This window comes from Cellvibrio chitinivorans (assembly GCF_035117775.1).
GTDB lineage: Bacteria > Pseudomonadota > Gammaproteobacteria > Pseudomonadales > Cellvibrionaceae > Cellvibrio > Cellvibrio chitinivorans.
Window position 1 is genome coordinate 169921 of the sequence record NZ_JAYKKN010000004.1, and the last position, 22910, is coordinate 192830.

The window sequence follows — 22910 nt, forward strand, 5'->3', positions numbered from 1 at the left end:
AAGTATTATTTAAGGAATTATTCATGAAAGCAAAAACGCTCGGTCTAGTGTTATCAACCAGCCTATTGCTAACCGCCTGTGGCGGTGGCAGTGACGGCAAAAAAAACAACTCCAGTAGCTCTTCAAGCTCCAGTCTGCCAGCCAGTAGCCTAGCCTCCAGTAATCTCTCTACCAGTGCATCTTCATCATCTGTTGCTGTATCGCTCTATTCTTTAGGCGGTAACGTCACTGGCTTGGCTGGCACATTGAAACTGCAAGCTGGCGATCAAAGCCTTACACTCAACAACAGCGGCGAATTTACATTCCCCAACGAATTGGCAGCTGGCACGCAAGTTTCATTGGTGCTCAGCGAAACGCCGTTCCGCCAAACCTGTACTCTGAATAGTGCAGCACAAATTACTCTGAATACAGACATCAGCAATATTGATATTAGCTGTGTAGCGCTAGGAGCTCTCACTGGCACCATCAACAACTATCACACAGGCACTCCTATCTCTAACGCCCAGATTACTGTGACCGCAGTAGACGAAGATGGCGCCACCTTGATGACTGCAACCACTCAAACTAATGAGGCAGGCGCTTACACAGTTGAAGGGCTGGGAATTTCTAACCGCTTTGTACTCAACGCATGGAGCGCAGGCTATTCCACTCGTAGCGAAGTGTTTTCTAACTCTGCAGAGCAGCCTAATGTCACCCGCTCTGCATTGGTATTACTTGCCAATCAGACTGAAACCTTCTCCGCCAGCTCTGCTGCTAGCCTGACAGTTGACGGCAATGTTCTAGTCGAATTACCTGCAAACGCTTTTGTGACCGCCAACGGTAGCGTAGCAACAGGAACCATCACCCCATCACTAACCGTGATCGATCCATCGGGTGATGCCAGTGTTATGCCGGGCAACTATGAAGTTCGCAATCCTGATACCGGTGCCATCAGCCTGATCGAATCCTTTGGTGCAATCGATGCCAGCTTCCGCGATGCGCAAGGCAATCTGTTGCAATTAGCAGATAACACCAGCGCGACTATTTCTATTCCATTGGCCAATGGTGCCAACTCAGCCCCAACCACCATCCCCCTGTTTTATTTCGATGAAACCACTGGCTATTGGGTTCAGGAAGGTGAGGCAACACTGACTCAAGCGAATGGCCAATATTTCTATCGTGGCACCGTCACTCACTTCACCACCTGGAATGCTGACCGTATTTATGAAACAGTGAATGTCACTGGCTGTATACGCGATGCCGATAACAATCCTTTAGCGAATGCACGTATTGTTGCCAGTGGTCGTAGCTATATTGGTCAAAGCACTGCGTACAGCGATGCAGAGGGAACCTTTGTTATTCCAGTTCGCATGGACTCATCTTTGCTACTCACCTCTATTTCAGGCTCACAGAGCGATACCATCGTCATCGATGATTCCGGCAACACCAATTCAAATATTGATACCTGTCTACAACTCGCTGAAAGCTCTGCCACTATCACACTGACTTGGGGCGAAAACCCTCGTGATTTGGATTCCCATTTCTACATCCCTGATCCCGAATTAAATATCGAACATGAACTTTACTTCGGCAACGAAACAAAAGAAGTTAATGGTGTGGTATTTGATCTTGATGTAGATGACATCAGCAGCTTTGGCCCTGAAGTAGTTACAGTGCCAGATTTCCCTCACGCAGGAACTTATCGCTATCTGGTACACCTCTACAGCGGCAGCGGAACCATCACCGACTCACCTGCACGCGTTGAATTAAATCTGCGCGGGAATGTACACGTGTTTTCACCAGGCGAAGCGACTGGCGATCACACTGATAGCTATTGGCATGTCTTCAATATTGTGGTGGATGACGCTGGTGCGGCAAGAGTAGTTACCGTACAGACCTTTACCGATAGTGAAGATTCAACTGAAACAACCCTGCAGATGGCACGCAACATGAAAACCGGGCGGACCATAAAAGATCAAAAACCAGTTGAGAAAGAGCGCAAGTATTACGCGGAATGATCTGGCGACTCCCGGCTGAACAACACCCCAAAAGCGGTTCGGCATCAGGAGGAATAATTGAAGGACTGAATTCGGTATTACATCGGATTCAGTCCTTTTTTATTTAATGTGCTATTTGGCTTGCAACGTTTGTTGAATTTCTCGACAATCCTGTCGACCTCCAATTACAGCGACTATTGCGATTGGAATACGTGTTTGGAAATGTATGATTTTTAAGGAATTATTCATGAGAGCAATAACACTCTGTCTTTTATTATCTACCAGCTTATTGGCCGCCTGCGGCGGAAGCAGCGATCTTTACCCTGGCACCGAATCCAGCAGTCGATCTTCCAGCTCCAGAGCCGCATCATCGGTAGCTCCAACTACCGTAGAGACACTTACCGGAACTGTTAATAACTATTACACCGGCACGCCCATTGCTGAAGCTGAAATCACCGTGACCGCACTGGACGAAAACGACAACGTATTAATGAGTGCTACCACCCAGACTGACGCAAATGGCGCTTATAGTGTAGAAGAATTAGGAGTACACAGCCGCTTTGTACTCAGTATAAGAAAAACCGGCTTTGCTACTCGCACCGAGATACTTTCAAACTTCACCACGCAAACGAACATAAACCGCTCCAGCCTGCTACTGGTTGCCAATCCAACCACAGCGTTTTCTGCCGATTCAGCTACAAGCGTGATTATTAATAACGATGCATTAATCGAATTACCGGCAAATGCATTAGTCAACGCCGATGGCACCGCAGTGAACGGCGATATAACTCCCACCATAACGATTATCGATCCATCCGGCGACGCCGGTATTATGCCTGGCAACTATCAAGCACGAGATACTGAAACCGGCACAATCAGTTTGATCGAATCTTTTGGCGCGATTGATATTAATTTTCGCGATGCGAACGACAATCTGCTGCAACTCGCAGAAAACACCAGCGCTACTATCTCCATCCCGCTCGCGAGTGGCGTACGCCCAAGCGATGCTCCCGCGACTGTACCTCTGTACTATTTTAATGAAAGCACCGGGTACTGGATCAAAGAAGGTGAGGCAACTCTGACAACAGTGGGCAACAAACATTTCTATCGCGGCGAAGTTACTCACTTCAGCACCTGGAATGCCGACCTTGCCTATGAAACTATTAATGTTACGGGCTGCATTCGTAACGCCAGTAATAACCCCTTATCAAACGTACGCATCATTGCCAGTGGGCGCGACTTTATTGGTCAAAGCACTGCCTACAGTAATTCCAGCGGTAGTTTTGAGATTCCGGTGCGCATCAACTCTTCTATTTTGCTCAACGCTATTGCCACCACCCAAAGCGATACCATTACCACTGATACCGAAACTAGCGATCTAACTGTCTCTACCTGTTTAGAGCTGGCAGAAGGTTCGGCAGCCATCACCCTAACCTGGGGCGAAAACCCGGATGATCTGGACTCCCATTGGTTTATACCTAACGCTGCCGGAACACTAGAGTATGAAGTGGATTACACCAATAAGAGTGAAGAAGTTAATGGTGTTGTCTTTGATCTGGATGTGGACGACACCACCGGTTTTGGTCCGGAAGTTGTCACCATCCCTGACTTCCCGCACGCAGGTACTTACCGTTATGTTATACACCTCTTTAGTGGCGATGGAACTATTGCTGACTCACCAACCCGTGTAGAACTAAACCTGCGCGGAAACATTTATATCTTTTCAGCATCGGATGCCATTGGTGATCAGACTGCCGAATATTGGCATGTTTTCAATATTCAAGTAGATGGCGGTGGCAACACCACAGTAGTCAACGTACAACAATTTAGTGATGGTGACTCTCTGGCAAGAGCCTCTGCGATGGGTGTACGCAGCCTTAAATCAGGAGACTCAGAAACAGCACCAAAGTTAAACAAAGTTAAACATTACGCAGAATAAACTACCTATCCCCGGCTCAGGCCGGGGATTTTTTTAGCATCTCAGCCAAGCCCGCACCAACCAATGCCGCACCACCTTGCGCCCAGCCGCCATCCACTGGAATCACTGCACCACTGATAAAACTTGCAAAATCTGATGCTAAAAATAAACAGGCATTGGCAACATCATCTGTTGTTCCCATGCGCTGCAAAGGAACCGATTTTCTCACTGCTGTGCGCAGCGCATCCGAGGGAGCCAAGCGCTTCATACCTTCAGTATTATCAATCGGGCCGGGAATAATAGAATTGATACGCACGCCTTCTGCGCCCCACTCTAAACAGAGTGAACGGGTAATCATATCCACACCCGCTTTAGCGGCGCACACATGGCTTTGCCCTGCCATTGGAATTTCAGCTTGAGGGGCAGAAATATTGATAATCGACGCACTAGGTTTTTGTAGATGCGGATAAATCGCTTGCATCACGTGAAAGGTGCCGAGCAGATCTATATCGATAACCGAGCGAAAACCATTGGGCGACATTCCCATCGCCAACGCTGGAAAATTCCCCGCCGCGCCCGATACCACCACATCCAACTTTCCCCATACATTAGCGATATCAGCAATACCGTTTTTAATCGACTCAGCTTCACGCACATCAGCGGCAAACCCGCGTGCATCTGCCGCACCAGCAGCTTTTAACGCGGCCACCGTATCATCTACTTTTTCCTGTGAGCGACTGACAACCGCAACGCGCGCACCCGCTTTTGCAAAAGTTTCAGCAACGCCGCGATTAATGCCGCTAGTTCCACCAACAACCAACACATTTTTGTTTTTAAAATCGAATGAGAAATTCATAAGCATTCCAAATAAGTAAATGGATAATTAAAAACGGGAAAAATCCGGTGCGCGTTTTTCAAAAAACGCGGTGATAGATTCTTTGCATTCATCCGATGCCAAGCCCGCCGCAAAACCCGCGTACTCCGTACTTAATGAAGCATCGACCGCCACGCGCGTTGCCGCTCGCAGCAGCGCCTTACTGCGGCGCACAGCACCCGGCGGCTGTAACGCCAAGCGCGCAATTTTGGCTGCGGCATAACTTGTTAGCTCAGACGCAGGCAGCGCTTTAGTTGCCATCCCCATAGCCGCCGCTTCAGCTCCTGAAAAAGGCTCGCCCAATAAAAATAATTCTGCCGCTTTTTGCTGACCAACCAAACGAGGAACTAAATAGCTGCTCGCATATTCCGGGCACAAACCCAAATTCACAAACGGCAATTGCAAACGTGCATCCTCTGCTATGTAAACCAAATCGCAATGGAGCAGCATTGTTGTTCCTATTCCGACAGCATGGCCACGCACCACAGCCACCACAGGTGTGGCGCAATGGCGCAGAGCATCAATAAAACGCACCACTGGATGTTGCTCATGAATTTCTGGCTCATTCATAAAATCCATCAGGTCATTGCCACTGGTGAAAAACTCATCGGTTCCGGTGAGCACAATCACACGTACTTCGGCATCCTGATCAGCAGTATTCAGCAGATCAGCTAATGCGCTGTACATCGCCAAGGTCAGGGCGTTTTTGCGTTCGGGGCGATTAAGGCTCAGGGTTAGCACTCGCGCCTCAAGTCGAGTGACAATCTCGGAAATTGGGCTGGTTATCATGGTCGAATCCTTGTAGCTTCTGCGATTTAAAGGTCGATTGAGTATAGCCAAGACACTCAATTGCGGCATAAAAGATGGCACCACTTCCCCTCGGCTAGTACAATTCGCCTCCTCCAAATACTGCGAAAACGACCGAATTTACTCTATGAATATCCGCGAACTGCTAAACCAAAAAGTCCTCACTGCCATGGCCGCCGTAGGTGTGCCCGATCACCTACCCGCCCTCATTGCCCCCGGCAAGAAAGTCGGTTTTGGCGACTACCAAGCCAACTGCGCCATGGGTGCCGCTAAAGCCATGGGCACCAACCCGCGTGAACTGGCGGGCAAGATTGTCGCGGCACTGGAAACTGAATTAGCAGGCATCGCAGAAAAACTGGAAGTCGCAGGCCCGGGCTTTATCAATATCGACCTCATGCCCGAGTGGTTAGGCGAGCAAATCGCCAAGGCGCAATCCGATGCGCGCCTGCAAGTTGAAGAAGTCAGCAATCCGCAAACCGTAGTAATCGACTACTCAGGCCCCAATCTCGCCAAAGAAATGCACGTCGGCCATTTGCGCTCCACTATCATCGGCGACTCACTTGCGCGCCTGCTGGAATTTCAAGGCCACAAGGTTATCCGCCAAAACCACGTGGGCGACTGGGGTACACAATTCGGTATGTTGATTGCTGAACTGGAGGAGCAGTTGGGTAGCAATGGTGATGGCACCATGGCACTTAAAGACCTGGAAGTGTTTTACCAACAAGCTAAAAAACATTTTGATGATGACGAAGCCTTCGCCAATAAAGCGCGCGACTACGTTGTGCGTTTGCAATCTGGCGATGCACAAATGCTGAAACTTTGGGAGCAATTTAAAACTATCTCCCTGCATCACAGCACTGAAATTTATCAGCAACTTAACGTCACCCTGAATGATGGCGATGTACGCGGCGAAAGCTTTTACAACAATGACCTCGCCCCGGTCGTAAAAGAATTACAGGATCAAGGCCTTGCAGTTGAAAGTGACGGCGCGCAGGTTGTGTTCCTGCAAGAACTCGCCGACAAAGAAGGCAATCCATCGCCGATGATTATTCAAAAACAAGGCGGCGGTTTTTTGTATGCCACTACCGACTTGGCAGCACTGCGCTACCGTGTAAATACCTTGCACGCCAACCGCATTATGTATTTCATTGATGCGCGTCAATCGCTGCACATGCAACAAGTATTTACCCTTTCACGCAAAGCAAAATTTGTCGATGAATCGATAAGCCTTGAGCATTTGGCCTTCGGAACCATGATGGGCAGCGATGGCAAACCCTTCAAAACCCGCACCGGCGGCACAGTAAAATTGGCGGAGTTATTAACCGAAGCCGTTGAACGCGCAACCGCATTGGTAAGCGAAAAAAATTCCGAACTTAATGCCGATGAAGTAAAAGAAATTGGCCGCAAAGTCGGCATTGGCTCTGTTAAATACGCAGATCTGTGTAAAACACGCACCAATGATTATGTTTTTAACTGGGATTCTATGCTCAGTTTTGAAGGCAATACAGCCCCCTACTTGCAATACGCTTACACCCGCGTGCAAAGTATTTTTCGTAAAGCAGGCGTAACCCCCGAGTCGATCACCAGCCCGCTGCTAATTGGTACAGAGCAGGAAAAAACACTGGCAATTAAATTGCTGCAATTTAGCGAAGTGCTGGATCAAGTCGCACGCGAAGCTATGCCGCATTTGCTGTGCACTTACTTGTATGAAATCGCAAGCTTGTACATGAGTTTCTATGAAGCCTGCCCAATATTGAAAGAAGGCGTAGCACCAGAATTGCGCGACAGCCGTTTGCGCTTATGTCATCTAGTCGCAAAAACCATCGCTCAAGGTCTGGATTTGTTAGGCATTGAAGTGATGGAAAAAATGTAAGCCCGGTTTGATGTAAAACTTGAGCCCGATTTAGTCGGGCTCAATCAATATCCCTTCACTACTACCAGCGCAACAAACCCTCCCCAGTTCACACCGCTGCGTACATAACAACAATCACAATCGCAAGAAAATCTCTCAGGGCTTGATGACCTGCGCAAAATGTAATCTAATCCACTCAGCCTATTTTGCACTCTAATAACTATCTGGCACATAAACTCGAACATTGGCAATTCCGGTCAAATTTACCTCAGACAATAATGAATCCGTACTTACGAAGGTAAAGATGAAATTTCTCTGCATACTACTCAGCATCGCCCTGTTGGTTTTAGGTGGGCATTACACAGTGCTGTATTTGAATAACCAAACCCTGAACCAACAAATTATTCAGCAAAAAAACGATTTTGATGCTCGCTTACAACAAGAGAAAGCCAGCTACCAAAAAAAAATTGATAGCCTGCAAGACTTCATTGCGTTTGGCCAAAACACCGCAACGCCTGTGATTACTAACACTCAAGCGCCAATAATTAACACTGCCACAACAGACGATTTCAGTAGGATCCAACAGGAAAATTTAAAGCGTACACTGGAGAAAAAATACAGTTTACTCATGTCGCGCTTAGCCCTATCAGGATTAGCCAAAAGCGAACTACAGGGATTGCTGGAGCAGCGGGAGCAAATTCTCAACATGAGCAGCATTGGCTATTACTCATCGCAAAAAGAAATCGAAGAGGCTATAGACCGACAACAACAAAGCCTTGCAAAAATAGATCGACAAATTGCACAGCTACTCGATTCACCTGAAGATCAAAAAACCTATGATCTACTAAAAGATTCTGCTTACGAGCAGTATCAAATGAATAACTTTTTTGATGAAACCCAAGGCTTATCGCCGATATCTGCAGAAAAACGCGAAGCTTTATTGCTCAGCAAACTGGAGCAAAAACAAGAATTCACCCGTTATATGGAAGCTACAGGCGCAAGCATTCAAAACGCATCGGCTGACGAGAAACCCTATTTAATTGAAAAAGCGCATGAAGCCTTACATGACTACAAAGATAATTTTCTCAACAGCGCACGCGCCAACCTAACACCCGATCAATACGATGCCTTACGTGAGCAAGAACAAAAACAATTCAATGAGATATGGGAAAGTTTAAAAGCGGGATGGGGCGTGGAGTAACCAGCTATGCATCTCTCTAACACCAAAGAAGTATTGCTAGTTTTTTTGCGAGAGATAAAGGAATGTTAAATCAGAAAACCTTTGCTGGAAAAAATGACAACATTCAAATTTAGTAAAATATTACCTATCCCCTGCAGGACATTTATGAAAAAGAATATACTCAAGCTGACACTAGGCTCGGCCGCGCTCACACTAAGCTTGAGCGCTTGCCAATCTTCTAACACCCCATCAACCACCACACAGGCAAGCATCGCGCAATCGACAATCAGTTCCATCACTATTACTGGTCTTGCCTATGAGCAAGCACCACTTGCAAATGCACAAATCAGTTTGCTCGATGCAGCAGGAAAGGAATATAAAACCGCCACCAATGCGCAAGGTGTTTACAGCCTTCAAATAAACGACCTGCTTTTTCCGCTATTAGTATCTGCTGTCGCTCAAGGAAAAGCAGAGGATTGCATAAGCAATTCGCAATTGCGCCCTATTTGCTTGGCCAGCTTGATTAGCAAACCATCAACAGATAAAAATCTGACTGCCAATATCAATCCACTAACTGATCGCATTGTGTCTGACGTTGCAGTTGCAAAAGGTTTTATCGGGCCACAGCAATGGGTGAATAGCAAAAAAATTGGTGCAATAGATTCATCGCAACTGCAAAAAGCCTTGAGTGAGCAGCGTAAAGGTTTTAAGCAGGCACTTTCGCTGGCGAAGATTAAAAGTGTGAACAGCTTTGACCCTGCGACCTACCCTATGCAGGCAAATGATTCATTGGCAGAGCTGTTATCGCTCATTCACCACAATCGCAATTATGATAACAACACGGGTGAAACAGGCCACACCACATTGAGTGATATTAGCTTTCGTCCAATTGTAGGATTAAAAGCAAATGGAGAATATGAAAATTTTGATCTAGCCCGTGCACAACGCGAATGGCAACAAACTCAAAACGCCAAGCGCCGTATTTTTATTGTGGGTGACTCCACCTCAGCTGTATATGAACAATTGCGTTATCCACGCATGGGCTGGGGTCAGGCATTTGCAGAGCAATTTAAACCGGAAAGCAATGTAAACGCTATTGTTGGATCACGCGCGGGGCGCAGTTCGCGCGATTTTTATAACGGCCGCTGGTTTGCGCAAATGGAGCCTATGATTCAAGCAGGTGACTATGTATTTATCAACCACGGTCACAACGACCAAAACTGCGACTCAAGTAAGCCTGTGCGTGGCCTAGCAGATGTTAAAAATCTCTGTACTTACCCGAACAACAGCGAAGGCCAACCACAATTTCCCGATGACAATAAAACTCTTTCGTTTCAACATTCGCTTGAACGTTACATAGAAATTGCCCGCGAACGCGGCGCGATTCCCGTTTTATTTACACCGACAACACGTATTAAAAATGCGCAGGGGCAGCAATCAACACCAGTCGTACACAGCCACCTGACCAAGCAAAATACCAACAAAGGCTTTTTATTTACCGGCGATTACACGCAAACAATTAAAGACACCGCCACCGCTAATGCAGTACCGCTGATTGATCTTGAGGCGGCAAGTATTGAATTTGCAAATCAACTACCTACTAATGGATGGAAAAATTATTGGCTGGTTATTGATCCATCGGTGAATAGTTTTTATGCCAATGGCGTAGCAGGCAGCCCTCAAGCACCCGATGGAACACACTTTCAAAAGAATGGTGCTGAAGTAATGGCGGGATTAGTCGCGCAGGAAATCAAAGCAAATAAAGAATTAGTCGAGCTTCAATCTTTTTTGCGGGAATAACAATTCAGTTATTATTTAGTAAGTAGCACATCTATTTTTTGCAAATGCAAAATAAGTGGCAGCGATGGCAGATTGAGTACTGAGAAGTATTCCTCTGCCATTGGAGATATGCCGCAATTACCGGGCAATGGCATTTTCTGCTCGATCAAAAAATACATACGCGGCAAAAAAACAAATTGCAGCCATTGCGGAAAAGTCATGGTATCCACTGCGAATGGCTGCTCACTGGCTAAGGCTTCAGCAGAAATCATGTCTGCATCCCACAAGCGCAACTCACGCAATTCCTTTTCAATATCCATCAAAATTTCAGCTACGGCGATATGAATATCGGTCATTTGTGAATCACCTGAGTAAACGGCGGCAAGGAATTTAGAATCGCTTTGCCGTAGCGCTTGGTAATAATACGGCGATCCAACAAGCTGATTTTTCCGGTATCGGTTTCAGTACGCAGCAAGCGGCCGCAGGCTTGAATTAATTTGAGTGATGCATCGGGCACAGTAATTTCCATAAATGAATTGCCGCCGCGCGCTTCAATCCACTCCGACAAGGCCGCTTCAATCGGGTCATCCGGTACAGCAAAAGGTAATTTAGCGATAATCACATGGGTGCAATATTTACCGGGTAAATCGACACCTTCTGCAAAACTGGCCAAACCAAACAGTACGCTACCGTCGTCTTCATCAATGCGCTTTTTATGCTGAACCAACATTTCCTGTTTGGAACTATCGCCCTGAATCAGAATTATTTCACGCAAATCTTCCGGCATATCTTCGTATACATCGAGCATTTGTTTACGCGATGAAAACAACACTAAAGTGCCTTCAGTGGGATCAATTAAATTCGGTAAGTCATCGATAATAGCCCGCGTGTGCGCATCGGCATTGGTTGCCTCTACGGTTGCGGCAGGAATTTCCAGCGTTGCCTGCTGGAAATTAAACGGGCTGGGCACTACTTGGTAGTGCGCATCATTCGGCGTGCCTGCGCGCATTTGAAAGCGATGAAAATTACCCAAGGCGGTTAACGTGGCCGAGGTAATCACAGCACCGCAGGCTTTCTCCCACAAACTGAACTCAAGGGTTTTGGCAGCAACGATTGGGCTGGAGCAAACTTCCAAGTCCATATTGCCGCTGCCATCAATCGGCGTTAACCAGCGCGCTTTGGGAACGGACGAATCTTTATCAGGCGTAGCAAAACTCGCCCACAAATCGCGATTAGCATCAGCGCGCGCCTGCCAAGTGCCCAGAATCGGATAATGATTTTCCAAATCAATTTTTGGCACCGGGCAATGGGCATCTTCCATTGCCTGATTGATTTCATCGCACATTTTTCTGAGCAATTCACTCAGGCGATCAAAACCTTTGTATAGCTCAACACAGGGAATTAATAAGTCCTGCGGGACTACACCATTTTCAAAACGGTAGTGAGATTGGCGATCATCAAACGCAATAGATTGTGCAAGTGATTCAAATACGGGATACAACTGATCGAGCCGTTGTTTGCAGTCAATTAACGCTGCAGGAAGTTGCTCTCCATAGCGATCAACATTTCCTGCACCACTGATGACACCGAGCATTGCGCCCAAAGACTTATTGCATTGATCCAACCATTTGCTGGTTGAGAGCATACGACTGTGATGTGCAAAATGATTGAGTGCTTTTTGCGGCAAGTGATGGCCTTCATCGAAGACATAAATCGTATCTTCCGGCGCAGGCAAAATTGCTCCGCCGCCAAGCGCTAAATCGGCCAACACCAAATCGTGATTAGTGACAATGCAATCGACCGAGTGCATGGAATCGCGCGCTTTAAAAAAGCTACAGGCCGATACGTTAGAGCAACGGCGCCCGGTGCATTGGCGATGATCAGTGGTAATGATTTGCCATTCATTTTGCTCTAAAGCTTGCGGCCAGGTATCGCGCTCGCCCGTCCATCTATTTCCAGCCAATGCATCCATCATGGATTGATAAAGCTTTATCCCTTGAGCAGACACACTGGGCATTTCGTCTTCATACAATGCACGAGTGGGATTAGTACCGCTTTCGTATTCTGCAATTACATTGTCGAGTTTGCTCAAACACAAATAGCGGCCGCGACCTTTCGCGAGCGTAAAGGTAAATGACAAACCACTATTGCGATGCAACTCAGGCAAATCTTTATTGACGATCTGCTCTTGCAGTGCGACGGTTGCGGTAGAGACGACGAGTTTTTTGCCCAGCGCTTTGGCCATCACAATCGCGGGCAGTAAATAGGCGATGGTTTTTCCGGTACCTGTGCCCGCTTCTACCACGCAAATATGTTTGCCGGCGATTTCATCTGGGATGCGATGATTTTCATCATCAAGGGAAATTTTGCCGAGGGTTTTTGCAATCTCGGCAATCATCAATTTTTGACCGTAGCGGGACTTAAGCCCCTTACTTTCCAGAAATTGGCTATAAGCGCCTTGAATTTGCTTTTTCAGCGCATCCGTTAGCATTCGGCCAATTTACTCACAACAGGGTTTGCATAAATTCCCAGAGCAATTTCGCGCTGCCCTGCCGGGATTGCGTTCATGCGCACTTCAAACTCGGTGCGTTCAGCAATCAGTTTTTTCGGATCATAAGGTATGTTTTTTGCACCGTAATTTACATTCGGCACTGTGCCGTGCAGCATTTCATAAGCGAAGCAGTTGGTCGCATGCAGCACATAATTACCGAGAATTTGATGATCCAGCGCGGCGACCAATTCATCAGTATCTTGATAATTACCCTCCAACACATCGCCAAACGCCAAATGGATATTGCCTTTATTGCCAGCAATACCCAGCGCAATGCTGCGCACATCTTCGTGCTCTTCTTTTTGATAACTGCCTTCGGTGCGATGCATGTACAACTCGCGCGCCTTAGCGGCATCGCAAGGATCAAGTTCATAGGAAATGGACACCGGCACTATGCGCAGTTTTTTCGCGTAGTCAGCCAGCTCTTCTGTTTTGGGTTTATTGAGCATCAACATACCCAATACCGCTGAATTGGTTTTGTCTTTGCCATCTTTCGCGCGGCCTTCGCGCTGCGCAATCCAGATATTGGCATTTTCATTCACGATGGAATGATGAATGTAAGCCGACAAATGTTTTGCTGCTTTTAATTTTTCACGCGGTGCTTTTGCGGAACGATTAACAATAAAACTTTTGTTCAAACGCATAAGGTCAGATGCAAAAGGCTTGGTCAGCAAGTTATCGCCAATGGCAATTCGCAAGGTGTTGCAACCATTGTGGTAGAGCACCCAGTTAACAAAGGCTGGGTCCATTGCGATATCGCGATGATTACTAATGAACAAATATGCGCTGTGTTTATCCAACTTTTCCAAGCCAGATACGGTTAACTCTTTAACGCAGGTTTCCATCATGCCGGACATGTATTTTTCCACGACCGACTGGAAACCCTGCACATCCTGAATGCCGGAAAATTCTTGCGTCAGCTTGCTGCGCACCAAGGGTTTGATCAACCAGCCCAACCATCCATGCAATTTAGGAAACTTCAGGCGAGTAACCGCATCGGTAAACTCCTGATCGGCCAACAGACGGTTCAGGGTTGGGCGAACTTCATCGTCACGGTAGGGGCGAATATCGTCAAATTCAGTCATATCAGGAGGTCATTGCTCAAAAGTGGAAAAACACGGGTAAGCTTGCCTGCGACAACGCGATAAATAATGCGGTAAAAACAGGCTTGGCATACTGGCATCTGCCAGAGAAAATAGGCGCACAAAATACCGAAAAGAGCCTCAAAATGCCACCAAAAACACCAAGCATCGCCCCTTCATCACCCTGCCTGTGCGGTTCGACTCGTCCACTTGAAAGTTGTTGCCAGCCGTTTATTCAAGGCCATTCCAAGCCGGCAACAGCCGAGCAACTCATGCGCTCGCGTTATGTTGCCCATGCACTTCTGGCGATTGATTACCTGTGGGACACCTGGAGCCCGGAGCAGCGTTTGCGCTCCAGTAAAGACGATATTCGCGCTTGGGCTGAAAGCTGCGATTGGTTAGGGCTACAAATCCTCTCTACCCAGCAGGGGCGCGCGGATGACAACGAAGGTATTGTGGAATTTATCGCCCTGTTCCGCCAACAAGGCCAGCTACAACAGCATCACGAGGTATCACAATTTAAAAAAGTGCTGGGCAAATGGCTTTATGTTGACCATCTGCAATAGAACTTTTTGGTATTAAATCCACGGAAAATGCACAAGGAAATGTGACTTAACTAGCGATCCGAATAAAAACACGCCATCCTGTTCAATAAACATTCGACCCCATTCTCATCTCTGCTTACACTAGCGTCGCCAAAAACAACAAAAGTTATAAAAGCGTCTACACTCATTTCGTTGCCCAATAAGTGTTTTAGATCGAACCTCATTAGATATAGCGCTATTTCTACGATGAAAATTCTCCTGGTTGAAGACAGTGCAACCCTCCGTTTTGCCATGCGCAATTACATTATTGATGCAGGCCATGAACCGCTGATCGCCCGCAGTGGTGAAGAGGCATTGCAGCTGCTGGAAAATACCCCGGTGGATATGATTATCATGGATGTTGAAATGCCGGGTTTAAACGGCTTTGAAACTACCCGCTTGATTCGCGAATGGCTGGCCGGCCACTGGATTCCGATTATTTTTGTTACTGGTTTGAATGAAGATGAAAATTTGCGCGAAGGTATCGAAGCCGGCGGCGATGATTATCTGATCAAACCCGTGAGTTTTATGATCATCAAAGCCAAGATTCGCGCGATGGAACGCATCGCCGAAATGCGCGATCAACTGCATCAATTAAACGCCGAACTGGAAGCGCTAAGCCAGCTAGATAGCCTCACGCAAATTTATAATCGCCGCACGTTTAATGAATTGGCACAGCAGCAATGGTCGCAAGCAAAGCGTCACCAACAGCCGATCAGTGCGCTGATGATTGATGTCGATCACTTCAAATTATTTAACGATCACTATGGCCATCCGGCGGGCGATGCCTGCTTGAAAAAAGTGTCGCAGGCGATCAAAAGTTGCATTCATCGCAGCTCGGATATTTTTGGCCGCTACGGCGGTGAAGAGTTTGTTGTATTGCTGCCGGAAACCGATGCAAAAGGTGCGCAGCGTGTGGCGCAAGCCATTAGTGAAGCACTGGAGCAACTGGCGCTACGGCACGATGTATCGCCGACCGCAAACCATGTCACTGCCAGTATTGGTGGTGCGACCTGTTTGCGCACCACCGGGCATGATCTGGAAGAGCTAATTAAAAATGCTGACCGCGCGCTCTACAAAGCTAAACGCGCGGGGCGCAATCGCCACTGGGTGGAAGAAGTTGCGACACATAAAACAGTATTACTGGCCGAAAGTGACCAACACTTAGCCAGCCATTTCAGCAACTTATTGCAAGCGCACTTCAATTTATTAGTTGCCGATTCCCAGCGCGAGTGTTTGGAACTCGCGGTAGATTTGCACCCGGATTTAATTTTGCTGGGCGCCAGCATTGCAGGCACTCAAGCAGGCAATGAGCTGTGCAAAATTTTGGCACGCACACCAAAAACCGCGAGCATTTCACTCGCATTAACCTGTGAAACCGTGGGCGATGCAGAAATTGAATTAGGCAAAACACTCAATATTCAACAAGTGTTTGATAAAACCATTAGCGGCCCGGCACTACTCAATAAAATCAGCCAAATAATTCACTGATTATTACTCAGCAAACATCTTCAATTTTAAAATCCCGCACATAAAAAATCCGCTGATGCACTGCAACAGCGGATTTTTTTGTAGCCGAATTTTATTGAAAATACAGTATTAATAGGAACGCAGTGAGTTATACCAATTGACTTCGCGTGCGTGTTTTTCCACCTGATCAACCACATCCAATACCAGCGCAAACAATGCCATACGCACTAACACACCATTATCGGTTTGGCGGAAAATCGCCAAGTTCGGGTTCGCATTCAAATCGTTATCCAACTCATTAGCATCGGCGCGCGAATCGCGCGGCAGCGGATGCATAATGACGGTATTAGGCTCGCAGTACTGAGTGTAAATCGATTGATTTAAACGGAAGCGGCCGCGATACAAATCTGCCTCGTCTTTACTTGCAAAACGCTCTTCCTGAATACGCGTGGAGTAAGCGATATCAATATTGCCGATGCTCTTGTGCAAATCATCGGTCACCACCACTGAGTGCCCCGCTTTGCGTAAATCTTCAACAATATATTCCGGCATCGCCAATTCTTTGGGCGATACCAAGGTCAGACTGACGTTGTTAAATACACACAACAATTTACACAGCGAGTGAACAGTGCGGCCGTGTTTTAAATCGCCAATCATGGCGATACGCAAGCCGTCGATAGTGCGATTTTTGGAGCGCAATTCTTTGCGGATGGTGTACAAATCCAGCAGCGCTTGGGTCGGGTGTTCATTGGCACCATCGCCACCGTTGATAACCGGTACGCGGCTGCCTTCAGCAAATTCAGCGACCGATCCCGATTGCGGGTGGCGCATACAAATCACATCGCTATAACCCGACAGTACGCGCGCAGTGTCAAACAGGGATTCACCTTTGGTCAGCGACGAGCTTTCAAAGCCGGTGGTCTCACGCACATTACCGCCGAGCAGATTAAACGCCGAACCGAAGCTCACGCGCGTACGAGTGCTGGGCTCAAAAAACATATTGCCCAAAATCGCGCCTTCCAATACGCGCGTCACTTTGCGGCGCAAGGCATAGGGTTCCATGGCATCGGCCACGTCGAAAATACGCTGAATATCAGCGCGTTCAAATTGGGTGATAGAAAGAATGTGTGCGCCGGTAAAATTCACAAGAATTCCTTAGCGGAAACCGCTGGCCAGGAAAGGCAAAAGCCCGAGGGTAGACGATGGAGATGTAAAACGGCCGCCATTTTAGCGGCAGTCAGGCGCGATACCAACGGCATAGGCAAAAAAATCATCACCTATTTATAACAAGCATTAATCAACCGGAATCAACCTGACCAATTCAGTATCCGCACGTCGCTCTTTAGTCGGGAGCGATGGAGCCAAGCGCGCCAATGCCGCTTCTGCCGTCGCGCGGTAGGTAGTCAACTTGCCGCCCATGATCGATAACGCCCGCGGGTGGGCTTCGTTATCTACCGCAAACATCACTTCGCGCGGGCGTGCAAACGCAGTTTTATCGCTCTTTGGCAGCACGCGCAGGCCGGCAAAGGTCTCAATCCCCTGCTCGGGTATCGCCAGCTGCGGGAAATAATGGCGTAGAGTTGTCAGCAAATATGCCTGCTCCTCCGGCGAGCACCCCGCTTGCTCGGGTACACCATCGTGGATTTTTTCCGTGGTGCCCACCATCAACTTGCCATTCCACGGCAACACAAAAACCGCGCGCTTATCTTTGGGCGCCTCGACGTAAAAATATTGATTCAACAGCGGCGGCAATAACAGATGACTGCCCTGTACCAGCTCCACTGGCTGCGGAGCCATCGCCGGTGTGATACGCGCCAAGACCTCATTTGCCCAAGGCCCGGCGCAATTCACCAGCACTCTACAGCTGATCGAATGGGTTCCGCTGCCTTCCATCACTTCCACTTTACAGCACTGGCCGTTGCGCTCAGCACCGACAAACCGCGCCGGCATCATCACATCTGCCCCCAGTACAATTGCCGATTGCAAAACAGCGCGCGTTAAGGCGGCATCGTCGGTCTGCGCTTCTTGATAGCGAAACACGGCCTTAAGCCCATCCTGACGCAAGCCCCTCAGGCTCGCCCAATCCGCTTTTGGTATCTGCTTAAACAGGGATGCCTTATTCAAACCTGCCAGCATTGAATAGAGGCTTAGCCCGGCGCGAATAGTCAGCGCCGAGCGGGAGGAATCCTCATAGATAGGGATATGTAAGGGGCGCAGCTTCACCAACTCAGGCGCCAACTTCAGCAAGAGCGCACGCTCATGCAGACTCTCACGCACCAAGCCAAACTGGCCAGACTCCAAATAGCGCAGCCCGCCGTGAATCAATTTAGATGACTTGCTCGACGTACCCGCCGCAGGTGCTGTCTGCTCCACCACCAAGACCGAATAACCAGCAGCGGCAGCCGCTTGCGCAACTCCCGCCCCCTGAATGCCTGCCCCAATGACGACTATGTCGTATTTCATTCTTGTTATTCCGTGAAAAACACAGGGGAAGTATAGAACAGGGTTGTAAAGATGTTCGACGGTGGCAGCCTGCAACCGCTAAATACATGTGAACAATAAGCGTTTTTTTAATAACTGGAATCAATCTTCCTCAACACTTATTTCGGATTTCCAATAGGTTAAAACAGAGGAGTTATCGCTACCGGTTGAACTGCTGTAGTAGATACCCACACCGCCCAGATCGGTCATGGCGACATCAGCCTCCAGATGCACTTGGCGTAAATAGTTAAACGCATCGCCTGCGCGTGCATCTTTGGTAGATGAAATGTCAGCAGAGAGTTTTCCATCTATCAGACCCAACTCGACGCTCATCTCGGATGCGAAAGCACTGATCATTGCACCCTGTTTATATTGTTTGGCTGGCGCTTCCGGGTTCCAGATGGTTTGCGCTAGCGTCGAACCAAATGGGCGGCCGCTTGCGTCATAACTCACAGCTGAAGCTTTACCGTTTTTGATTTCCATTAAATAAACTGCAAGCCCCACTACCGCGCCGCCGCTATCAAAACCCAACTGTTGAATTTCAGGAGCAGCCAATCGCTGAAAGCGAAGTGCATAGGCATTGATTGCGCCCGGCTCGCCACGCTGGATTGAATCGCCGCGCACACCGTCGGACTTAATATAAATATCCAAAAAATCCGGCGCAGAGCCAAAGCCTTGCCCTGCGGATTTATTTGGTGCCAGCTTTAATTTAAGTTTTACATCACCAAATTTTTTACCCGCTGGCTGATAGTGCAAACGCGATTGGCGATCAGGTCTGCTGGTTTGCAAACCAGGAAAACCTGCTGCGCCTTGAGTGGTAGAGCCATCAACCCAAATCCAACCGCTGCCGCCTTCACCATCGGTGAGCGTCCAAGTGCCGGGAATAATTTTTGGTTGCGGATCAACGGGCATATTGTTGAAGTTTGTTTCAATGCTGGATATTTTTTTGCCGCTTGCATCTGCTGGTATTTTTACATCGTTATTAGTAATCGCACGCGCAGATTTAACATTGATCGTTTTTTCAGATTGCTCACTCACATTGTATTTAGGTGTAATCCCTGCTTCCAAATACGCACCAAGATCACCTGCACTTATCTTGTATTCCTGCTCAGGCATATCTGAACGGCTAACAATTAACGGGATGCGATTTCCGTTTGCATCTACTCGATACCAGCTAATAACGGAAGTATCGCGCAAACCGGACTTTTCCACGGCGAATTTATATTCAAGCTTCGCTGTGCCATCATCCCCAAGAATAATTTTTGGCTCATCGCCTGTTTTGAAAACGGGAGGGTCGATATATTTTGGTTGGATGTTCACTAATGTCGCCGCTTCGATCCCAAGGGTGTTTTTTGCTACCAGCAAAATGGTCTTTTCTTCATAGCCGGTGAGGATTGATTCAACCTTTACTGAGGCACCATCCACCATCAATTTAACGTAGCTCGCGAGGCGATATTGTTTTGTGCTCGGGTCAATCGCATCTTTATGATTAACTTTGTAATCAAAAGCAGCGAATGTCCACTCGCCCAAGCCCGCACTTTTATTTTCTTCTGTTTGAACGGTAAATGTCGCAACTCCATCTCCAGCACCTGCGCGAACAGGAGTATCGCCACCAACTCTACTCAAATTTGCAGTGCGCGGGATGCTCCGGTAATAACCATCAACCAAGCCCTGCGCAGATTCCGCAGCTGAAATCACAGGCACATTTGCGTAAGGAAGGTATACCGCGTTATTACCGCTAAAATCGTTGAGATCCAAAATATTTTGCAGGTTGTAAACAACTTTGCCTTCATGTTCTATTCGATACGCCTTGAGTAAATCACTGCTCTCAGGAATAACAACCGACGCACCCGGCGTGAAATGGTCTTGAATAATGTAGGGGTTGCCATCCAGCGTGACATTGTATTGATAACTGCGCACAGTAGGATCTTTGGGCGTGCGGGTAGACCATGAAATACCCGCAGGCATATTGGGTTTGAGCGGATGATTGATCAGTGAAGCACCGCGATGTATGCGCGCATCAAACGCGCGACCGGAAGTATTGGCATTATCGCCAAAGCCCTGCTCATAAACATCTACCGCACTGGTGCTAACCGGAAGCGGCTCAAGGTAAATATCCGAATTATAAAATTGCGTACCGCCGCTAAAATTCAAGCCGTACAAATAAATTTTACTATTGATATAAGTGCTGCCGCCGCCTGAATGACCAGTGGTTTCCATATAGCAATTAATATAGAGCGCCTTAAAAGGAGCCAAATTTAACCGGCTGATAAACGCGGTATTAATCGCAATCGCATTGGTAACATTACTCCCACCAAATAACTGCGCCTGCGAAATTGCATCAAACCGTTTTGCACGGCTCAACTTTTTATTTTCTGGGAGCTGTGCATCCAGCGGGAAATTCAAATCCACATTGGTGTAATTACCAAAGGTCACATTCTCTGTCATCAACCCAACTGAGTTAATGCGCAGCAAATTAAAATTCCCATCCGAACCCTGCTGCTGGCCGCGCGCTGCTGCAAACACCACATTAAATTTATTGCTGTTTAACCCAATAATATGCAGCCAATCCGCGCTGATGGTCATGCCATACAAATCTTCTTCCGGGTTATCCACCGGGCGTTCAGGGCGAATAAAGCCATCATCAGGGTCATCAACCCAATACACCCCCGGTGCTACTAACACCTTCATCCGTTCATCAATCGTCCCACCAACAATCGCCCCCGCCGCTTTTGCAGCCTGTAGTGATTTGAATACATAAGGGCTTTGCGCTAACTGTGAATCGCTAAGGCGATAATCGATAAAAATCGTATGCGAACCCAACACCCACTCATGGCCACCCCACTGCACCTTGGTGCCATCAAAACTGATCAGATTGTTTCCATCATCCAGTGATTGATAAGCAGCAGAATCCGATTGTTTGTGTGAGGAGCCATCACAAGCAAGCAACAACAAGCCAAGGATTAAAATCAGGAATATTTTAAATTTCATTGTTATTTTTCTCTTTTGTAGCAGCAGATAAATCATTCACCACCAACCAGCACAAAAAACGTAGGTTGGCGGTGAGCTTGCGAACCCAACATGGGGATTGAATATTTAGAGCAAAATTTCGCTTTGTAGGTACGATTAGCGCAGCGTAATCGTACAAATGTCATTCACAGATAGAATCTGGTACTTGCAACACACAGCAACTAGGGGCTTCCTTACCTCCTGAAATTTACCATTCAATTTCGTGCGTACGATTACGCTGCGCTAATCGTACCTACGGGTTACGCCCAGACCGAGCCGTCTATTTATTTTTTATACATGAAGCCTTAAAGGATTTTAAATTTCCGCCCGGTATAATTTTAGCTAGGTATTGTCTATGAGTTCTCATAAGTTCTATTGTTTGTCGATCTTCTTCCGATAGCGAAAATGAATGACTCTTGATGTATTGAATTTGCTTTTCAATGTCAAAAGTATTCAACACCTCATTGCATAATAGTTTTCTCTCAAAAGTACTATCGCTATTAGGCATGAATGCATATTCCTCATGCAATTCCGAACTGCGGGCCTCGACATTAAAAAGCGAATCTATCAAAGTATCCCCCTTAAAAAAGTCCCTCCATCCGCCCACAGCAACCCCCAAAGAAAATACAACGATAAATATAAAAAAACGCAACATATTGCTTCCTTATTGATTAACTGGATAGTAGGTATCACTTATAGCGTTCATCTTCTGTTTTATATGACTACAACTGGGATTCATGTGCCACTGCAGTTGCTACACCTAAAAACAGCCATCTCGGCATAAAGTGAAAGCATCCTTAACACCATTATTTTCCTTACTTTTCTGAGGTCTAAAATACAGAATATTCGAACCGTCAATCTAAATCTGTTATGAGCTCGTATTTCACTACAGGGAACTCGTTTACAATGGTATTAGCTACAAAAGTAAAACCATAATTCTGATAAAACGAAGTTAATTCGACCCTAGGATCGCAATCCAACCTCACGTACTTCACTCTGTTAGCGCGAGCAAGCTCAAGCGCAGCGTCAAGAATTCTGTGACCGTAACCTTTTCCCATAAACTGGGGTAATACAGCTAGCTTATGAATAAAGTACGATTCATACGGGAAAACTTCTGGCCAAAATAATGGGTCGTCCTTTTGAATAAAAAGCATTCCAATAACTCCATTCTCCGAGCTAAAAAAATGCAATTCATCTAGTTTGTATTGCTTCTGCAAGTGTGCAGGATCAACTTGATCACTACTCCAAAGGGATTTCCCATGATTATCTAATCGCTCAATCACTTTTTTAAGAATTTCGCTCGCAGTCGCCCAATCTTCTTTCGATTTAGCTTGAATTAATTTCATA

Annotated in this window: 17 protein-coding genes; 7 read left to right on the forward strand and 10 right to left on the reverse strand. The window is 47.1% G+C overall.

Annotated features, from left to right (window positions below):
* The first annotated feature begins 23 nt into the window (after positions 1–23).
* Positions 24–1997 carry a carboxypeptidase regulatory-like domain-containing protein gene (locus SPL68_RS12685; RefSeq protein WP_323815533.1) on the forward strand — a complete coding sequence of 658 codons (1974 nt, stop codon included), beginning with the start codon at positions 24–26 and terminating at the stop codon, positions 1995–1997.
* A 226-nt stretch (positions 1998–2223) separates the two neighbouring features.
* Positions 2224–3915, forward strand: a complete 1692-nt coding sequence (locus tag SPL68_RS12690; protein ID WP_323815534.1) for a carboxypeptidase regulatory-like domain-containing protein — start codon at positions 2224–2226, stop codon at positions 3913–3915.
* Positions 3916–3931: 16 nt separating this feature from the next.
* On the opposite strand, the gene SPL68_RS12695 is transcribed toward SPL68_RS12690, so the two are convergent.
* Positions 3932–4750, reverse strand: coding sequence for an SDR family oxidoreductase (locus tag SPL68_RS12695; RefSeq protein WP_323815535.1), 819 nt, complete (start codon positions 4748–4750; stop codon positions 3932–3934).
* 27 nt (positions 4751–4777) lie between these two features.
* The gene (locus tag SPL68_RS12700; RefSeq protein WP_323815536.1) at positions 4778–5557 is read right to left on the reverse strand and encodes an enoyl-CoA hydratase; all 780 of its coding nucleotides are present in this window, start codon (positions 5555–5557) and stop codon (positions 4778–4780) included.
* A gap of 145 nt (positions 5558–5702) precedes the next feature.
* Here SPL68_RS12700 and argS point away from each other — a divergent pair, with 145 nt between their 5' ends.
* The 3 genes from argS to SPL68_RS12715 all read left to right on the forward strand — a co-directional run bounded on the left by argS (position 5703) and on the right by SPL68_RS12715 (position 10407).
* Entirely contained in the window at positions 5703–7448 is a 1746-nt protein-coding gene (gene argS, locus SPL68_RS12705; protein WP_323815537.1) for an arginine--tRNA ligase, read from the forward strand.
* A 283-nt stretch (positions 7449–7731) separates the two neighbouring features.
* Positions 7732–8628 (forward strand): hypothetical protein, encoded by an 897-nt coding sequence (locus SPL68_RS12710; RefSeq protein ID WP_323815538.1) that lies wholly within the window; start codon positions 7732–7734, stop codon positions 8626–8628.
* A 144-nt stretch (positions 8629–8772) separates the two neighbouring features.
* Positions 8773–10407, forward strand: coding sequence for a GDSL-type esterase/lipase family protein (locus SPL68_RS12715; protein WP_323815539.1), 1635 nt, complete (start codon positions 8773–8775; stop codon positions 10405–10407).
* An 11-nt stretch (positions 10408–10418) separates the two neighbouring features.
* Here SPL68_RS12715 and SPL68_RS12720 read toward each other — a convergent pair whose 3' ends face one another.
* Genes SPL68_RS12720 through SPL68_RS12730 form a run of 3 tightly spaced genes read right to left on the reverse strand, consistent with a single transcriptional unit; the run spans position 10419 to position 14022 of the window.
* Positions 10419–10742, reverse strand: coding sequence for a YqcC family protein (locus SPL68_RS12720; protein WP_323815540.1), 324 nt, complete (start codon positions 10740–10742; stop codon positions 10419–10421).
* Positions 10739–12877, reverse strand: a complete 2139-nt coding sequence (gene dinG / locus SPL68_RS12725; protein ID WP_323815541.1) for an ATP-dependent DNA helicase DinG — start codon at positions 12875–12877, stop codon at positions 10739–10741. The genes SPL68_RS12720 and dinG overlap by 4 nt, the downstream gene beginning before the upstream one ends.
* Complete coding sequence (locus tag SPL68_RS12730) at positions 12871–14022, reverse strand: 1-acyl-sn-glycerol-3-phosphate acyltransferase (RefSeq protein ID WP_323815542.1); 1152 nt, start codon at positions 14020–14022, stop codon at positions 12871–12873. Before SPL68_RS12730 ends, dinG begins: the two co-directional genes overlap by 7 nt.
* 143 nt (positions 14023–14165) lie before the next feature.
* Between SPL68_RS12730 and SPL68_RS12735 the strand changes: the two genes are divergently transcribed.
* Entirely contained in the window at positions 14166–14585 is a 420-nt protein-coding gene (locus tag SPL68_RS12735; protein WP_323815543.1) for a YchJ family protein, read from the forward strand.
* 225 nt (positions 14586–14810) lie between these two features.
* Positions 14811–16094, forward strand: a complete 1284-nt coding sequence (locus SPL68_RS12740) for a diguanylate cyclase (RefSeq protein WP_323815544.1) — start codon at positions 14811–14813, stop codon at positions 16092–16094.
* A 108-nt stretch (positions 16095–16202) separates the two neighbouring features.
* On the opposite strand, the gene SPL68_RS12745 is transcribed toward SPL68_RS12740, so the two are convergent.
* From SPL68_RS12745 to SPL68_RS12765, 5 genes are all read right to left on the reverse strand, one after another.
* A complete protein-coding gene (locus SPL68_RS12745) occupies positions 16203–17219 on the reverse strand; it encodes an aspartate carbamoyltransferase (protein ID WP_323815545.1) in 1017 nt (338 codons plus the stop codon).
* A 147-nt stretch (positions 17220–17366) separates the two neighbouring features.
* Positions 17367–18536 carry a glycerol-3-phosphate dehydrogenase/oxidase gene (locus tag SPL68_RS12750; RefSeq protein WP_323815546.1) on the reverse strand — a complete coding sequence of 390 codons (1170 nt, stop codon included), beginning with the start codon at positions 18534–18536 and terminating at the stop codon, positions 17367–17369.
* Positions 18537–18656: 120 nt separating this feature from the next.
* The gene (locus SPL68_RS12755) at positions 18657–21545 is read right to left on the reverse strand and encodes a hypothetical protein (protein WP_323815547.1); all 2889 of its coding nucleotides are present in this window, start codon (positions 21543–21545) and stop codon (positions 18657–18659) included.
* Positions 21546–21843: 298 nt separating this feature from the next.
* On the reverse strand, positions 21844–22218 hold the full coding sequence (locus tag SPL68_RS12760; RefSeq protein ID WP_323815548.1) for a hypothetical protein: 375 nt from the start codon (positions 22216–22218) through the stop codon (positions 21844–21846).
* 199 nt (positions 22219–22417) lie between these two features.
* Positions 22418–22909: a GNAT family N-acetyltransferase gene (locus tag SPL68_RS12765; protein WP_323815549.1), complete on the reverse strand. Its 492-nt coding sequence runs from the start codon at positions 22907–22909 to the stop codon at positions 22418–22420.
* Between the last annotated feature and the right edge of the window lies 1 nt (position 22910).